The organism is Variovorax sp. GW823-FHT02B07, assembly GCF_058797695.1.
Window position 1 is genome coordinate 1,199,384 of sequence record NZ_JBXAJX010000001.1, and the last position, 16,699, is coordinate 1,216,082.

The window sequence follows — 16,699 nt, forward strand, 5'->3', positions numbered from 1 at the left end:
AACGTTGCCCCATACGACGGGATGCGTCTACCGCGTGGTGAGCCGCGACAACTCACTCTTCATCAAGATCAAGAAAATCGTGGGGGCGTTGAAGAACAAATGGAGATTGCGGGCGCATCCCTGGGAATGCCTTACTGCTTTGGCCGGTCGACGAGGAACGATGCTGTCGGCGAGTCTGGGTGCGAGATCGTGCAGTGCGGCTTGGTGCTGGAGACAGTCGCGACCGGTGATGGTGCGTGTCCGGTCACTGCGCCGACAGCGGTTAGGTGGTCGACCTGTTGCCATGCGTAGCCCCTGACCGTAGAGGGCCGATGGGCCGCCAAAGGCCGTTTACGGGGGCCCCGTCAAGTCTGGCGATGGTTCCTGTTGATGCCAGGGACGGTATGGGAAGGACCGTCATCGCAATCATCGAGAGCAGTGCTCGGCGGCGCGTGGGCGCTGGGTTGTTTGTCATCGAGAGCTTCCTTGTGTGATCGCAACCGCCTCAGCGGGTGCGCCGGGCACGGCCACCCGGAACTTCAGCCCTTCAAGCAGCTTGTCCCACAGGGCGATGGCCTCTTCGTCGTTGAGTGAGGAAGCCGCGGCCGCACCCACGCGATCCGATGCGACCTTGGTGTGCATCGTCACATTCAGGCGGGCCGGACGCGCAATGCTGCCGCTGACCCCGACGAACAGCCATTCGAACTCCTGCGTCCCGTCGGGATAACGCACCAGAGACTCTTCGCCCGCCCAGCCGTGAACCTGCTTGCTGCCCTCGCGCAAAGTGGTGAGCGTGGGGTAGCGATTCCCGGCTTCCCGCTTTCGATCTCCGATCAGCTTGAGAAGGCCGTAGCCATTGCTGCCTTCCGTGCTGGCGGCTTGATTGCTCTCGACGCTGAACACGACGTCGGGCAGTGCGGCCATGTGAAGCCCTACCTGGGAAAGAGAACTGCTGAACGCCGAATCGCGGGTGAATCCGTATTCGTGGCAAAGTCCCTGATCCGTTGGGACTTCATCGGGTTCGCGTGCGCGCAGGTTCTTGGCGGTTTCGATGGCGTCCTTGATCAGGGACCTTGTCGTCACATTTTGACTTCTTGCTGTTGCGTCACTGTCCATAAAGATGTGCGGACCCACCAGGTAGTAGAAGCGAAAACCCTCTAGTTCTAACTGTTTTGCTGAGACGCTCTTGTATGACCGGATCAGCCGTGTGTTGGGCGCAGGTCCGTTGCCAAAGTAAGTGATCTCGGCGGTATCGTTCGCATCAAGGATCTTTGCTCGATGGGCTTGCATCACCTTCTCGATGTTCTCGGCCTGGTTGGGCAAGGTTGGAAAGTCGCGCCCGAATACCAAGTGTGAGTCCACAGGCGCTGTCAGAACATAACGCCCGAAACACAGCAGCTTGGTACGCTCAAACAAGAGGTCAACGCGTTTGTTCATCGAAATTTCCTTTGTCAGTCACTGTTGTTGGGGATAGTCCCAGTCCTTCTTGGCCCACCATGCGGGGTCGTAGGCATTGGCAATCCGCGCGATGCCATACAAAGTCGCGGCGATGGCGCCTCTGTTCATGAAACTGCCCTGGTGGTCGTAGCCCGTCTGGACGAACTTGATCCGGGCCTGCACCTTGTCCGCGCTGCGTTGCACGGGTACCGTTCCGTCCGCTGCCGTATCTGGAGACTGGAGCTTGAGTTGGAGTTCCACTCCGTAGGCGCCTTGAACACGCAGCCTGCCGATGCCGTCGTCGCTGATCAGCGTCCACGTCGATGGCGGGCCCGCCGCGGCGGGGTCGCCATCGACAACGCGCCAGACGACCTCATTCCAGGCTGGTTGATCTGGATCGCTGCCATAGTGCGCGTACGTGCAATCGTGGAAGGTGTCCTGGATCGCGTTGGCAAATCTCATGGCCTCCTTGATGCGTTCGGCTGTCGCCTCCGGGCCAATCTGCTCTTTGGTCTTGCCGCCTTTCTTCGGAGACATTTTTATCTGCTCCGCTGGATCAATCCAATCGGGATTGATCAACCGCCACCATCTCCTTGATCCCAACGTATAGATTTCATCCACAGAATTTTCTTGGGGCAGCGTAGCCAGAACTTTTCCACTTTGGTCCTGCACCTGCAGCCACTGCGTGCCGTAGGCTGCTGCCGGCAACAACTCCAGTCCACCTTGCGCATTGGCCAATACCGCTGTTACTTCCGCACCGTTGTCGCCCAGCACACCTTGGATGATGTTCGCCTTCACGTTCAAGAGGCTGCCACCCTCGAAGCCCGCGCGCATGCGTTTGTAGGCCGCCGCTGCACCGGTCGTGGGCATCACGCCATGCACGATGCCCAGTACCTTGCTCTTGAGTTTGCTGTGCTTCGTGCGGAGGAGTGCGCGCGCCAGAATTCCGCCCATGCTGTGGGTTACGAGGATGACGCCGGGGCAGTTGAAACCGTTCTCGCTGTAGGTTTCCACCAGCTTGTCGATCTTCGGCGCCAGGGCTTTCGCTTCGTCGCCGTTGCTCTTGAGCCAGTTGTAGCCAAAGGCGTGCACGGGGTACCAGCAATCGCCGATCTTCTTGAGTTCGTCTTCCGTCAGCGGTTCGCCGCTTTGCCCTCCGAAGCTCGAGGGTGGCCTTCCTACCAGGGCCTCGGGGTTGTCCTTGTTAGACCAAGATGCGGAAACTTTCATGTTCTCGCCAGCCCCCTGCAGCATGTTGTTGAGCTGTTGCTCCATACGCTTGATGATGTCTCCGTAGGAGCCGAACATGACCTCGCTCCAGCCGCGTGCCCTGGCCTTTTGTGCCGCGGTAAAGCTCTGCCGGTTGCTCGCTAGTGGATGCTGAGGATCGACTTTGGGGTCACTGACGAGCAGCTTGCCGATGTCGCCCAGGTCATCGGGAACATTGTTGTGGCGCTGGTCGGAGCTGATGGTTTCGTTTCCAGTGGCATCGAAACGCTCGGCGCCGTTGTCGGTCACTTTGTAGCGGTCCACTTCCACTTCATCCGGGTCCAGGCGCATCTGCCGCTCGGCGGGGCTGGCGTTGCGGCGGGCCAGGGCATCCCCCGTCTTGTCGGGCCCCCAGGAGAGGTTGTCGCTGCGCTTGAGTTGCGTCTGGCGGTCCCGCGACAGGCGCAGATTGCTGCCCATGATGCCGGGCAAAAAAATGACAGGAATCAGCTTACCTGGGGGTACACGCACATGAACCTTGCGTTTGTCCGCCACTGGGGTGGTTGCGACCGCCACATCGGCAAACCCACCCATCCCCAGGCTGAAATCCAGCCACGCGTCTTCGTCTTCGCCTTGTACGGCCATCATTTGCTCCCGTTCTTGTTTTTTCCCAGCCACCGCACCCGATAGATCTCCGGTCCATCGGAACGCTGCAGGCGCGTGGCGCCATCGGTGGCCGTGGTAGCGCCGCCTTTCCCGGCCGGATCACCGGCAGGCGGCGCCGGATCGTCATCTCGGGTGAGTTCGAAAAGCTGCTTGGCTGCGGGCGTTTTCTTGTCGTCGGGGTGGTGAAAAATTACCTCCTGATCGAACGGCGCATTCACGTCCTGATTCTTCATCTCGGCGTTTCTGCTGACGGGTCCCGCGAAGCTGTGGGTGGCTGCCTGAGCACGCCACACACCGTTGGTGCCATGCACGATGCCCGCGGCATTCCAGCAGGTGTAGCTGCTTCCTCCGTTGATCAGAATCTCTTCCTTGGCAGTGATGCTGATCCTGTTGGCTTCCAGTCTGATGTTGAGCCTGGCCACGAGGTTGATGCTGTCTTGCAGTGCTACGATGTCGATTCCTGCAGTGGCCGCAGTCAAACGAATGGCCTTGTAGGCAAAGAGACGCACGGCATCCTTGACACTGGCCAGCAAGCTCTTGCCTGCGCTGATGCTGGTATGACCACCGCTGGTCAAGGCGTTGTGTGCGATGCTGGCAATGTGCGTGGTGGTGCCAGCGGCGCTGTGAATGCCTGCTGGGCTGGCAAAGACCAGATGAGGTTCGTTGAGTTCAGGAAACTGGCCTTCCGGAGTGAGACCGCCATCACCTTTGATCGCATCGTTCTGCGTCTTCAGGACCTTCGCGACGACATCCTGATCGCCCGGCAGATGCGATTTGGCCTGCTGTGCCGTCTGGCTCATCCCCTCGTGCAGATCGCGTGCGGCGGCCAGGCGGGCAACCGTTTCGCCCATGTCAGTGATGTGCGCCTGGGCATTGGGCCTTGCCTGCGTGGTGACGAGCAAGCCTTTGGCGGCACGGATGGCACCATGGCCGTCGGTACGCAGTTCGACGCCTTGGCCCCGGTCATCTTTGCGGCCAGCGGTGTCTTCAATGCGCCCGATGTGCCCGAGACTGAGGCTGCTGCTCTGGTGATCGCTCTTGAGTTGCGCCTGAATTTTGCCGGGATGGTCGTCAAGCTCGAGATGGTTACCTCGCGTAGCGAGGCCGCTGCCATCCGCACTCAGTTCGCGGCTGCGAAAGCCCGAGAGATTTTTCTGTTCGGGCAGATGCCTCGGCGGCATGTTGAGCCGGTTGTAGACGCGTCCGATCACGATGGGACGGTCGGGGTCGCCGTTCTCGAAGTCGACGATCACTTCTTGTCCGATGCGTGGAACGTGAGTGCCGCCAAACTGAGTGCCAGCCCAGGGCGATGAAACACGAATCCAGCAGGAAGAGTGTTCGTCCTTGGTGCAGTAGCGGTTCCAGTGAAAGCTGACCTTGATGCGTCCGTACTCGTCGGTCCATATTTCCTGCCCGGCGGGGCCGGCGACGATCGCCGTCTGCGGGCCCATGGTGCCGGGTTTGGGCTGGGTCTGGGGCGAGCGAAAGATGTTGCCAGCGGGTTGAACCTGAAAATCGGTATGGCAAACGTAGTCTTCCTGGCCGCTGGCATGTGCGCTCTCGTGCAGGCGCAAGGTGCTGGCAATGACCAAGTATTCGAGGTTGGCAGAGTCTTGAGGGTAGTTGGCCAACGAGAAGGTGCATCCCGTGACCACCGCCCGCAGGTTGCCGCTCCCTCTGCCGCGGCTGCCGGGTGCGCCCGTCGCTTCCATGCGCGTCCGTGCGAAATCGCCGCCTTCGCCCGGGTCGGTGTAGTCGCCGGGCCACTTGTACATCTCTTGCGCGTTGTTGCCGGTATTGCGCGGCATTTCGGAGGACTGCCGCAGCCGGGCTCGGGGTTGCGTGAAGTCGAAGTCGTCCGTCACCCAACGGCCCGACTCCAGGTTTTCGATGCTGCAGAAGTCGTGGCAATACTCCTCATCGATCTTGTGGCCTGGCGGGTAGTAGTGAATCGTGTGGTAAGCCTCACTCCCGAACTTCATGTGTGCGCCGGCATCGTCCACCAGAACCAGTTTGTGCGCGCCGTCCTTGTGCTCAAAGAAATAGTAGAGGCCGAATTCCTGCATCAGCCGCGTAATGAACTCGAAGTCGGTTTCGCCATACTGGACCTGAAACACTCGCTGCGGATAGTGATGGGTGACCCGCTTTTCGGTCGGAAAGCTGTAGTCGGTGAGCACCTCGTCGACGATCTGCAGCGGGGTCTTGTTCTGAAAGATCTTGTAGTCGCTGGTGCGTGTGGCCAAGACCAACCAAGGCCGCAGGACGACTTCGTAGATGCCTCGGCGGTTCTCGTGTTGCACAAACCGTGCACTTGTCACCAGACCATTGATTTCGCGTGTGCCCGCGCCAATGCGAGTTGTTGCTCCGATGCCTTTGCCGTCGAGTTCGATGCGGATGCAGAATTCTTTGCCGATCAGCTGTTTGACCGGTACGTTGGCCGTCAGAAAGTCAGTGAGTTCCGGGCTGTCGGGGGTCTGCAGCCGGACGGTGTATTCGAAGAGTTCCCCCAGTGCCTCGCTGCCGTCGAGCGACTTGAATTCGAGCGCTGGCTCGGCCAGCAGGCTGGGCATGGCCGCGCTGCTGACGGAGATGGTTCGTGAAGTGGTAAAGATGGAAGGCACGCGTTGGACTTTTGACGAGTGATCGGTCAAAAAGTCTGGGGCGTGCGCACGTTGCACCAAAGCAAACAATGGTCACGTGGCGCCTGCCTGCGGACAAACTCAAAGGGAGTGCGAAGTAGTTTGCAGAGACCGCTGCAATGCCAGTCGATGACGAGGACTACGAAAGCAAAAGAGGGACCGCTGGCGCAGCGCGGGCTGGGTGTTGCTTGTTTTCAACAATCTAACGCGGCAACGCCAACGCAAACGGCAAACTAACCACCCCCAAGATCGTAGACAGCGTCACCAACCCCGCCACATAAGGCCCGTTGTATCCCATCCGCGCCGCCAACACATAAGCACTGGAAGCAGTAGGCACAGCAGAAAAAGCCATCAACACCGACGCCTGCGTAGCGTCCAGCTTCAGTGCAAGCGACAACCCCCAAGCCACGAGCGGCAAAAAGAAATGCCGTATCGCCAGCACAGACACCGCCAACACCTTCCCCCTCCCCAACGTCGCAAACTGCATCCCCGCCCCCGCCGCCAGCAGCCCCAACGCCAGCGACGCAGCCCCGATCCGCGTGAGCGTAGGCGTCAACCAGCTAGGCACCGTGAGCCCCAGCACATTGGCCAGCAGCCCCGCCAGCGTCGCCACGATCAGCGGGTTGCGCACCAGCTGCCGCACAAAGCCGGTTTGCGCATGCCGCGTCATCGGCCACACGGCGGCGATGTTGAACATCGGCACGCACACGCCGATCAACACCGCGATCAGCAGCAGGCCCTCGGGCCCGGCCAGCCGCTCGGCCAGCGCCAGGCAGATGAAGGAGTTGAAGCGGAACGCGATCTGCGCGCTCGCGGCATGGTCGTGCCGGTCGATGTGCGTGCGCAGGCCAGGCACGAAGGGCAGGGCGTAGGCCATCGCGATGCCGGCCAGCCCGACGCCCACGCCCGCGGTCAGCAGGCTCGAGGTCGCACCGAAGTCGAGCGGGCTGCGCACGATCGAATGGAACAGCAGGACGGGAAATAGAAAGTAATACACCAGGCTCTCGACCTGGTCCCACACGCGGCGGTCGAGCGCGGTGTAGCGGCACAGGAGCCAGCCGATGGCGATGAGGGAGAAATCGGGGAAGAGCAGCTGCGCGTAGTTCACCGCTTCGAGCATAAACCGGCACAACCGTGGGTATTCCACAGCATGACGGAAAGCCCCGACCCGCTAGCATCCGGGCTTCGCTTTTTTCCGGCCGCCCCGGCCGGTCCCGTCAAGTCAAGGAGTTATCGATGCAACGTCGTCAATGGAGCGCGTTCGTGGGCGCTGCCGCGCTGGTCACAGTGGCAGGCCAGAGTTTCGCGCAGGGCTATCCCACCAAGCCGGTCGAACTGAGCGTGCCGTTCGCACCCGGCGGCACGACGGACATCGTGGCGCGCGTGATCGCCGACCCGCTGGGCAAGGTGCTGGGCCAGCCCGTGGTGGTGATCAACCGCGCCGGTGGCGGCGGCATCGTGGGCGCGGCCGAAACCGCGCGCGCACCGGCCGACGGCTACAAGCTGGGCGTGGCCACGGTGTCGAGCACGGCGGCCAATCCGGCCATCAACCCGAAGACGCCGTACGACCCGATCACCGACTTCACGCCGATCATCAACATCGCGGCCACGCCGAACGTGATCGCGGTGAACCCGAGCTTCCCGGCCAAGAACTACGCCGAGTTCGTGGCCGAGCTGAAGAAGAACCCGGGCAAGTATTCGTACGCCTCGTCGGGCACGGGCGGCATCGGCCACCTGCTGATGGAGCTGTACAAGAGCCTGACCACCACCTTCGTCACGCACATCCCGTACCGCGGCGCAGGCCCGGCGCTGAACGACGTGGTGGCCGGCCAGGTGCCGATCATCTTCGACAACCTGCCCTCGGCGATGCCCTTCATCCAGAGCGGCCGCCTGGTGCCGATCGTGGTGTCGGCGCCGACGCGCGTGGCCGGCCTGCCGAACGTGCCGACCTTCAAGGAAGTCGGCCTGGAGCCGGTCAACCGCATGGCCTACTACGGCATCCTCGGCCCCAAGGGCCTGCCGAAGGAAGTGGTCGACAAGATCAACGCGGGCGTGAAGAAGGCGGTGGAAGATCCGGCTGTGAAGAAGCGCATCGAAGACACGGGCTCGCTGATCGTGGCCAACACGCCCGACCAGTTCGCCGCGCAGATCAAGGCCGAGTTCGACGTGTACAAGCAGGTCGTGAAGAAGCAGAACCTCAAGCTCGACTGACCGGCTTCGCTCCCCACAAAAGCCGCCCGCGTTCCGGGCGGCTTTTTCTTTTGTTATCTTGCATCGCATGACCGAGGCCGCCGCCGCTCCCCCCACCGCCGACATCGACACCTTCATCGACGCCCTCTGGCTCGAGGACGGGCTGTCGAAGAACACGCTGGCCGCCTACCGCCGCGACCTCGCGCTGTTCGCGCAGTGGCTGCGCGAACAGCGGGGCGGCATGGGGCTGGACGCCGCGCGCGAGACCGACCTGCAGGCCTACATGGGCGTGCGCCTGTCCACCAAGGGCAAGGCGACCTCGGCGAACCGGCGGCTCACGGTGTTCAAGCGCTACTACCGGTGGGCGCTGCGCGAGCGGCGCATCACGGCCGACCCGAGCATCCGCCTCATGCCCGCGCGCCAGATGCCGCGCGCGATCAAGACGCTGTCCGAGAAGCAGGTCGACGACCTGCTGGCCGCGCCCGATGTCGAGAGCCCACTCGGCCTGCGCGACCGCGCGATGCTGGAGCTGATGTATGCGAGCGGCCTGCGCGTGAGCGAGCTGGTGGCGCTGAAGGCGATCGACATGAGCCTCAACGATGGCGTGCTGCGCGTGCTCGGCAAGGGCAACAAGGAGCGCCTCGTGCCCTTCGGCGCCGAGGCGCGGCGCTGGATCGAGCGCTACCTCGACGAGTCGCGTCCCGTGATCCTCGACGGCCAGCAGACGCCCGACCTGTTCGTGACCGCACGCGGCGCGGGCATGACGCGCGTGATGTTCTGGGTCATCGTGAAGAAGCAGGCGGCCGCGGCGGGCATCCACGTGCCGCTGTCGCCGCACACGCTGCGCCACGCATTCGCCACGCACCTGCTGAACCATGGCGTCGACCTGCGCGCGGTGCAGTTGCTGCTGGGCCACGCTGACATCTCGACCACCACCATCTACACGCACGTGGCGCGCGAGCGCCTGAAGCAGCTGCACGCGGCGCACCATCCGCGCGGCTGACGCGGCGTTCGTTCTCAGCTCTTGCGCTTGCGCGCTTCGATGGCTGGCACCAGCGTGTCGTAGAAGGCGCTCACCATGCGCATCTCGCGCCGCTCGGCCAGGCACAGCACGTGGGCGTAGGTAAAAATTTCGGTGTCGCTGAAGCCGACCATGTGCAGGTTGGGCCCCGGCACGAACTCCACGCCCGACACGGCCGCGATGCCCAGGCCTTGCGCCACGGCTTCGCGGATCACTTCGCGGCTGCTGATCTCCATCACCACGTCGACCTCGACCTTGGCTTTCGCGAGCGCCAGTTCGAGCGCCTTGCGCGTGGTCGATCCTTGCTCGCGCAGGATGAGCCGCTCGCCCTGCAGCTCGGCGAGCCGGATGTTGCGCCGCTTCGCGAAGCGGTGTGTGGAGGGCACGAACATCACGACCGGGTGCTGGCTGAAGGGTACCGACAGAAACCGGTCGTCGCGCACCAGCTGCGCGAGCACGCCGACGTCGGCGCTGTAGTCGAGCAGGCGGTCGAGCACGTCCTGTGAATTGCCGGTGCTTACCGTGACCTTCACGTCGGGGTAGCGCAGGCTGAAGTCGACCAGCATCTTGGTCACGTGGTACGGGCCCACGGCCGCCACGCGCAGGTGGCCGGTGCGCAGCTTGCCGGCGTCGCCGAGCAGCGCCACCGCATCGCCTTCGAGGCTGAAGATCTGCTGCGCCAGCTGCATGAGCTGCTCGCCGATCTCGGTGAGCTGCACGCGCCGGCCGCGCCGGTGAAAGAGCTCGACCTGGTAGGCCTCTTCGAGAAAGCGCACCTGCGTGGTGATGGTGGGCTGGCTCACATGCAGGTGCTCGGCGGCCCGCGTGAAGCTGCCTTCGCGGGCCACGGCATAGAAGGAACGCAGCTGGGTGAGGCGCATCGCGGGAGCCTTTCTTATCTATAGGTTCAGTATATAGATCATCGAAAAAATTTGAATTTGATCGATATGAGTACCAGTGATGTACTCGCGCTCAAGACGGACCAGGCCTCGACAGAAACACGCCGGACGTCCCGAATCCTCGCGTTGTCATGACCATGACACGCACGACTGGAAGACCCGAGACGGGTACTTTTGCCCTTCGAAACGACCTGAGGATTCCATGCAACGCAGACCACTGGAGACAACCATGATGAAGCGTAGAAAGCTGCTGCTCGGCACTGCCGCCGTGACAGCGTCCGCCTTCGTGCCGATGGCACGGGCACAGCAGGTTCTCACTGTCGGGCTGATTCCTTCCGAGGACTCGCGCGCCATGATCGCCAACAGCCAGGCCATGATGGACATGCTGTCCAAGGCCCTCGGTTTCGCGGTCAAGCCCTTCGTGGCGGCCGACTACAACGGCGTGATCGAGGCGCTGCGTTCCAAGCGGCTCGACGTGGCCTACCTCGGCCCGTTCTCGTATGTGCTGGGCACCACGGTGGCCGACATCGAGGCCTTCGCGGTGGCCGAGACCAAGAAGGCCGGGCGCACCTCGTACCACAGCCAGATCGTGACCCACAAGGACACCGGCATCAAGACGGTGGCCGACCTCAAGGGCAAGACCTTCGCCTTCGTCGACCCGAGCTCCACCTCGGGCCATCTGTTTCCCAAGGCCGGCCTGCTGAAGGCGGGCTTCAACCCCGACAAGGATTTCGGCCGCGTGATCTTCTCGGGCTCGCACGACTCGAGCGCGATCGCGGTGCAGAACAAGAAGGTCGATGCCGCGGCCATCGCCGACCGCATCCTCGATGCCGCCGTGTCCAAGGGACTGGTCAAGCGTGAAGACCTGGTCGAAGTCTGGAAGTCGGAACCCATTCCCGAGTCGCCCACCGTGTGGCGCAAGGACCTGCCCGCCGACCTGAAGACGCGCGTGCAGGCCGCCTTCCTGCAGGTGAAGGACATCCCCTGGTCCGACCAGGGCCTGCTCAACGGTTTCCATCCGACCAACGACGCGGCCTACAACATCATCCGCGACACGGCGAAGGTGCTGAACCTCGACCTGAGGAAGATGAAATGATCGAGATCCGCGGGCTGTGCAAGCGCTACGGCGACTTCACCGCGCTTCACCGTGTCGACCTCACGGTGGCCAAGGGTGAGTTCGTCGTCATCCTCGGCGCGTCGGGTGCGGGCAAGTCGACGCTGCTGCGTTGCATCAACCACCTGGCCGAGCCGAGCGAAGGCGAGATTCACGTCGACGGCGAGCGCTCGCGCGGTGACCGCGCCGGCCTGCGCAAGGTGCGCCGCGACGTGGCGATGATCTTCCAGCACTACAACGTGGTGCCGCGCCTGTCGGTGCTCAAGAACGTGCTGACGGGGCGGCTGGGTTCCATGCCTGCGCTCCTGTCGTGGTTCCAGGTGTTCCCCGCGAAGGACATCGCCATCGCCCGCGAATGCCTGCGCCGCGTCGAGCTCGACCCCAAGGCCGACCTGCGCACCGACACGCTCTCGGGCGGACAGAAGCAGCGCGTGGGCATTGCGCGCGCGCTGGCGCAAAAGCCCAAGGTGATCCTGGCCGACGAGCCCGTGGCCAGCCTCGACCCGAAGACCTCGCGCAAGGTGCTCAACTACCTGAAGCAGGCCAGCCGGCAGGACGGCATCACGGTGATCTGCAACCTGCACCAGGTCGACTACGCCCGCGAGTTCGCGCAGCGCGTGATCGGCGTGGCGGCCGGGCGCATCGTGTTCGAAGGCCGGCCCGAGGAGCTGACCGACGAGGTGCTGCACCTCATCTATCCGGGCGGCGTGGAAGAAGGCACCGAAGCCGCCGCGGCGGGCGCTGAGCCCGAGACCGCAACGCCGAGCGTGCCCGCCGCGGCCCTTCATGCGGCGCCGGCGCGCACCGCCCCGCAACTCGCCATGGAGCAATCATGATCGCCCTCGGACGCTACAACCTGCTGATCGCCAAGAGCGCCGGCAACCCCGGCTGGTGGAAATACGCCGTGGCCGTGCTCGCCGGCATCGGTGTGCTCTGGTGGGCCGCCATCGGCAGCCAGGTGAGCTTCAGCGAACTCGGCAAGGGCATGCCCTGGATCGCCGACTTCCTCGGGCGCATGCTGCCGCCCAACTGGGAGTTCATGGGCAAGCTCGTAAGGCCGGCCATCGAGACCGTGCAGATCGCGCTGTGGGGCACGCTGCTGGCGGTGATTCTTGCGGTGCCGCTGTGCTTCTTCGCGGCGCGCAACATCTCGCCGAACGTCGCCGTGTTCCACGCGATGCGGCAGGTGCTGAACATCACGCGCGGCATCAACGAGATCATCCTGGCGCTGATCTTCGTGGCGGCCGTGGGCCTCGGTCCGTTCCCCGGCGTGCTGGCATTGGCGCTGCATGGTGCGGGCATGCTCGGCAAGTTCTTCGCCGAGTCGATCGAGGAGATCGACCAGGGCCCGATCGAAGCGCTGCGCGCCACCGGCGCGGGGCCGATCCAGACCATCATCTTCGGCGTGATTCCGCAGGTGGTCACCGCGTGGATCGGCGTGATCGTCTACCGCTTCGAGACCAACCTGCGCCAGGCCACCGTGCTGGGCATGGTGGGCGCGGGCGGCATCGGCTTCGAGCTCGTGGGTAGCATGAAGCTGTTCCAGTACCAGGACACGGCGACCTGCATCCTGGTGATCGTCGTGATGGTCATGACGGCCGACTACCTCTCGACCCGGCTGCGCGGCTGGATCCAGCAGGGCGCGCGCTGATGGCCCGCTCCCTCCCTGCGGCTCTTGCCGCCTCCTGAAGCCACTTTCCCATGAGCGCCAACTACCACAACCCCGTGCACAGCGTGTACGGGGCAGGGGCCCTGCTGTCCCTGCCGAAGCTGCTTGAAGGCCGGCGCGCCGCGCTGGTGACCTTTCCCGAGGCGCGCGCGCTGGGCCTGCTGGACCGGCTGGCGTCGGTGCTCGGCGACGCGCTGGCCTGCACGCTCGACCAGACGCGGCCCAACCCCGACGTCGCGGAACTGGCCGAGACCTACGAATGGTTCTGGCGCACGCACGTCGACGTGGAGGTGATCGTCGCGGTCGGCGGCGGCAGCGCCATCGACACCGCGAAGGCGCTGATGGTGGCCGACGACCACGGGCGCTTCGCGGACCTGGTGGCGGGCCTCGCGGGCGAGCGGCCCTTCGTGGCCACGCGCCACAAGACGCTCATCGCCGTGCCCACCACGGCCGGCACCGGCAGCGAGGTCACACCGTGGGCCACCATCTGGGACCGCGAGCGGCAGAAGAAGTACTCGCTGCATTTGCCGCAGACCTGGCCGACCTATGCGGTCATCGACCCCGAGCTGATGCTGTCGCTGCCGGCGGCGGTCACGCTGCAGAGCGGGCTCGATGCGCTGTCGCATGCGCTCGAAGCCATCTGGAACGTCAACGCCAATCCGCTGTCCGACACCTTCGCCGTGGCGGCCGTGCAGGACACGCTGGAGGTGCTGCCGCAGCTCATGGCGCGGCTGGACGACGTCGACCTGCGCGGGCGCATGGCACTCGCGGCACTGAAGGCGGGCATGGCGTTTTCCAACACCAAGACCGCGCTCGCGCATTCCATCTCGTACGAGATGACGCTGCGCTACGGCCTGCCGCACGGCATCGCCTGTTCGTTCCCGCTGCCGATGGTGCTGGCGCGCGCCATCGGCCGGCGGCCCGACCGCGACGCGGTGCTGGCGCAGGCATTGCGCATGCCGCTGGCCGACGCGCCGGCGCAGCTCGCGGCCTTCATCGAATCGCTGGGCGTGAAGACGCGCTTCGCCGACTACGGCGTGGGCGAGGACGAGGCGCGCGAGATGCTGCGCCATGCGCAGGGCGGGGCGCGCGGGCGCAACTTCATCGGCAACGACGTGCAGGTGCAGCAAGCCTGAGTTGCGCAGGGGCCGCACGGCCCCGGGATGTTTCAAAATGGACGCTCCCTTCAAGAGAGATCCAGAGACATCCATGAACCTTCGCAGACTCTGCACCGGCCTCGCACTGGCCACGACCGCCGGCCTTGCCATCGCCCAGGGCTTTCCCACCGCCAAGCCCATCCGCCTGATCGTTGGCTACCCGCCCGGCGGTGGCATCGACTTCGCGGCGCGCACGGTGCAGGTGCCGCTGCAGGAAGCGCTCAAGCAGCAGCTGGTGGTTGACTACAAGCCCGGCGCCAGCGGCATGATCGCGGCGACCGAGCTCACGCGCCAGCCGGCCGACGGCTACACGCTGCTGCTGGCCAACACCGGCCCCTTCGCCATCGCGCCGTACCTGCAGAGCAAGCCGCCGTACGACCCGATCAAGCAGTTCACCTACATCGGCCAGATCAGCCAGGGCAGCTATATCGCGGTGACGCGCCCGGACCATCCGGCGAAGAACCTCAAGGAGTTCGTGGCGTGGGCCAAGGGCCAGCCCGGCAAGGTCAACTTCGCCTCGGGTGGCAACGGCACCTCGACGCACCTGAACGGCGAGCTCATGAACCAGGTGACGGGCCTGGACATGACGCACGTGCCGTACAAGGGCAGCGCGCCGGCCGTGCAGGACCTGCTCGGCGGCCAGACGCAGATCCTCATCGACGCGGGCAGCGTGCTGCTGCCGCAGGTGAAGGGCGGCAAGCTCAAGGCGCTGGCCGTGACCGGCCCGGTGCGAGATCCGCAACTGCCCGACGTGCCGACGGTGAAGGAGCTGGGCCTCGCAGGCATGGAGGCAGTCGGCTTCCAGGGGCTGGTCGGCCCCGCCAACATGCCCAAGGAGGTGGTCGATCGCCTGTCGGGTGAACTCGCCAAGGCACTGGCGACGCCCGAGATCAAGGCCAAGTTCGCGACGGCCGGCGCCGAGGTGCATCCGCTCGGCCCGGCGGCGTTTGCGGCGTTCGTCAAGGCGGACAATGAGAAATGGTCCAAGCTGATCCGCGAGCGCAAGCTGCAGCTGGACTGACCGATCTTTCTTCTTCTCCTCGACGCATGCCTTTCATCGACACCATGAACTTCCTCGCCGCCTCCAAGCCTTCGCGCCGCACCACGACCCGGCTGCTCGCCGCCGCGGCGCTGTGTGCGGCCAGCGGCGCGCATGCGCAGGCCGTGCCGCGCACGGTGCGGCTCATCGTGGCCTACCCGGCGGGCGGCGTGAGCGACGTGGTCGCGCGCGCGCTCGGCGACCGGCTCGCCGCGCAGCTGGGCACCACGGTGATCGTCGACAACCGCGCGGGCGCGAGCGGCGCCATCGGCATGGACGCGGTGGCCAAGGCCGCGCCCGACGGCGCGACGCTGGGCTTCTCGGCCATCAGCCCGCTGGTGCTGAGCCCGCACCTGGGCAAGTTGCCGTTCGACCCGCTGAAGGACATCGTGCCGGTGGCCAGCGTGATGTATTCGCCCGTGTTGCTGGTGGCCACGCCCGCCAGCAAGGCGAAGGACTTTCGTGCGCTGATTGCCGAAGCCAAGGCGCAGCCCGGCGCGGTGCGCTGGGCCACGTCGGGGCCGGCCTCGCTGGGGCACATCGTGCTCGAGCAGGTGAAGGCGACGGCGGGCGTGGATATCACGCACGTGCCCTACAAGGGCGGCGGCCAGCAGCTCAACGATGCGCTGAGCGGGCAGTTCGAAATTTTGTCGACCAACGCCAGCCCGACGCTGTCGGCGCACATCCAGTCGGGCAAGCTGCGCCCGCTGGCGGCCGGTGCGCCCGCGCGGCTCGAGAGCCTGCCGCAGGTGCCCACGCTGGCCGAGCTGGGCTACAGCGCGGCCAACATCCATTCGCTGTTCGGTGTGTTCGCGCCTGCGGGAACGCCGGCGGCGCTGGTCGCGAAGTACAACGCCGAGATCAACAAGGCGCTCGCCAGCCCCGAGCTGCGCGCCAAGCTCACGGCCACCGACAACGTGCCCGCCCCGGGCACGCCGGCCGCCTTCGCCAAGGAAATCGCCAGCGAGTTCGAGAGCAACGGCCGCATCGTGAAGGCCGCGGGCATCAAGGCCGATTGACCCCGGCGCTTGCAGGGGTGAGATTCCCTACCTTATAGTAGGTAGATGCACGACGCTTCCACCCTGGCCCCCGGCGGCACCCGCGATCAGATCCTCGCGGTGGCGCGTGGGCTCATCGAAACCCGTTCGTACCTGGGCTTCAGCTTCCAGGACGTGGCCAACGCGGTGGGCGTGCGCAAGGCGAGCCTCTACCACCACTTTCCCACCAAGGAAGCGCTGGGCATCGCGGTGATCCAGGGCGCCACGCAGGGCTTCAAGGACTGGGTGGCGGCGCGCGCACGCGAGCCCAAGGACGCGCTCGAATCCTATTTCCGCATGTACCGCAACACGCTGAAGGCCGGCGCGGGCCTGTGTCCGGCGGGTGCGCTGGCGCCGGGCTGGGACTGCATCAACGAAGACCTGCGCCAGGCCGTGCAGGCGCTGCGCAACACGCAGGTGATGTGGCTCACCGGCGTGCTCGGCGCGCTGGTGCCGGCGCAGGCACAGAAAGACAACCCCGTGGCCTCGCTCGCGGCCTTCGTGTTCTCGTCGTGTCAGGGCGCGTTGCTCGCGTCGCGCATGACGGGGCGCGTCGAAGACTTCGACGACGCCATCGCGCAACTGCGGCGTGCGCTGCCGCTGGACTGACCGATCCGTTTCACCACGGGCACGCCGGACGTGC

The 16,699-nt window shown here is 64.8% G+C and carries 14 protein-coding genes; 9 read left to right on the forward strand and 5 right to left on the reverse strand.

The features are described from left to right. Window positions 1-450 precede the first annotated feature (450 nt). From AC1RGU_RS05655 to AC1RGU_RS05670, 4 genes are all read right to left on the reverse strand, one after another. A complete protein-coding gene (locus tag AC1RGU_RS05655; protein ID WP_492695280.1) occupies window positions 451-1,416 on the reverse strand; it encodes a T6SS immunity protein Tli4 family protein in 966 nt (321 codons plus the stop codon). An 18-nt stretch (window positions 1,417-1,434) separates the two neighbouring features. Continuing rightward, window positions 1,435-3,273: an esterase/lipase family protein gene (locus AC1RGU_RS05660; RefSeq protein ID WP_492695282.1), complete on the reverse strand. Its 1,839-nt coding sequence runs from the start codon at window positions 3,271-3,273 to the stop codon at window positions 1,435-1,437. Further along, entirely contained in the window at window positions 3,270-5,861 is a 2,592-nt protein-coding gene (locus AC1RGU_RS05665) for a type VI secretion system Vgr family protein (protein WP_492695284.1), read from the reverse strand. The genes AC1RGU_RS05660 and AC1RGU_RS05665 overlap by 4 nt, the downstream gene beginning before the upstream one ends. Before the next feature lie 271 nt (window positions 5,862-6,132). Next, window positions 6,133-7,050, reverse strand: coding sequence for an AEC family transporter (locus tag AC1RGU_RS05670; protein WP_492695286.1), 918 nt, complete (start codon window positions 7,048-7,050; stop codon window positions 6,133-6,135). 116 nt (window positions 7,051-7,166) lie between these two features. On the opposite strand from AC1RGU_RS05670, the gene AC1RGU_RS05675 reads away from it, so the two are divergent. Both AC1RGU_RS05675 and xerD read left to right on the forward strand, forming a co-directional pair. After that, window positions 7,167-8,141 carry a tripartite tricarboxylate transporter substrate binding protein BugE gene (locus AC1RGU_RS05675; protein WP_070059541.1) on the forward strand — a complete coding sequence of 325 codons (975 nt, stop codon included), beginning with the start codon at window positions 7,167-7,169 and terminating at the stop codon, window positions 8,139-8,141. Between the two features lie 67 nt (window positions 8,142-8,208). Next, window positions 8,209-9,123 (forward strand): site-specific tyrosine recombinase XerD, encoded by a 915-nt coding sequence (gene xerD, locus AC1RGU_RS05680; RefSeq protein ID WP_492695288.1) that lies wholly within the window; start codon window positions 8,209-8,211, stop codon window positions 9,121-9,123. Between the two features lie 14 nt (window positions 9,124-9,137). Here the strand turns inward: xerD and AC1RGU_RS05685 are convergent, their stop codons facing one another. Further along, window positions 9,138-10,022: a LysR substrate-binding domain-containing protein gene (locus tag AC1RGU_RS05685; protein WP_062482221.1), complete on the reverse strand. Its 885-nt coding sequence runs from the start codon at window positions 10,020-10,022 to the stop codon at window positions 9,138-9,140. Window positions 10,023-10,272: 250 nt separating this feature from the next. On the opposite strand from AC1RGU_RS05685, the gene phnD reads away from it, so the two are divergent. From phnD to AC1RGU_RS05720, 7 genes are all read left to right on the forward strand, one after another. Then, entirely contained in the window at window positions 10,273-11,136 is an 864-nt protein-coding gene (phnD, locus tag AC1RGU_RS05690) for a phosphonate ABC transporter substrate-binding protein (RefSeq protein ID WP_139705648.1), read from the forward strand. Then, entirely contained in the window at window positions 11,133-11,990 is an 858-nt protein-coding gene (gene phnC / locus AC1RGU_RS05695; RefSeq protein ID WP_492695291.1) for a phosphonate ABC transporter ATP-binding protein, read from the forward strand. The genes phnD and phnC overlap by 4 nt, the downstream gene beginning before the upstream one ends. Next, entirely contained in the window at window positions 11,987-12,805 is an 819-nt protein-coding gene (gene phnE / locus AC1RGU_RS05700; protein WP_492695293.1) for a phosphonate ABC transporter, permease protein PhnE, read from the forward strand. The genes phnC and phnE overlap by 4 nt, the downstream gene beginning before the upstream one ends. 50 nt (window positions 12,806-12,855) lie before the next feature. Further along, window positions 12,856-13,959 (forward strand): iron-containing alcohol dehydrogenase PsrA, encoded by a 1,104-nt coding sequence (gene psrA / locus AC1RGU_RS05705; protein WP_492695295.1) that lies wholly within the window; start codon window positions 12,856-12,858, stop codon window positions 13,957-13,959. A gap of 73 nt (window positions 13,960-14,032) precedes the next feature. Continuing rightward, window positions 14,033-15,001: a Bug family tripartite tricarboxylate transporter substrate binding protein gene (locus AC1RGU_RS05710; RefSeq protein ID WP_062482231.1), complete on the forward strand. Its 969-nt coding sequence runs from the start codon at window positions 14,033-14,035 to the stop codon at window positions 14,999-15,001. Between the two features lie 44 nt (window positions 15,002-15,045). Next, window positions 15,046-16,038 carry a Bug family tripartite tricarboxylate transporter substrate binding protein gene (locus tag AC1RGU_RS05715; RefSeq protein WP_492696445.1) on the forward strand — a complete coding sequence of 331 codons (993 nt, stop codon included), beginning with the start codon at window positions 15,046-15,048 and terminating at the stop codon, window positions 16,036-16,038. A 45-nt stretch (window positions 16,039-16,083) separates the two neighbouring features. Continuing rightward, a complete protein-coding gene (locus AC1RGU_RS05720) occupies window positions 16,084-16,665 on the forward strand; it encodes a TetR/AcrR family transcriptional regulator (protein ID WP_062474634.1) in 582 nt (193 codons plus the stop codon). Window positions 16,666-16,699 lie beyond the last annotated feature (34 nt).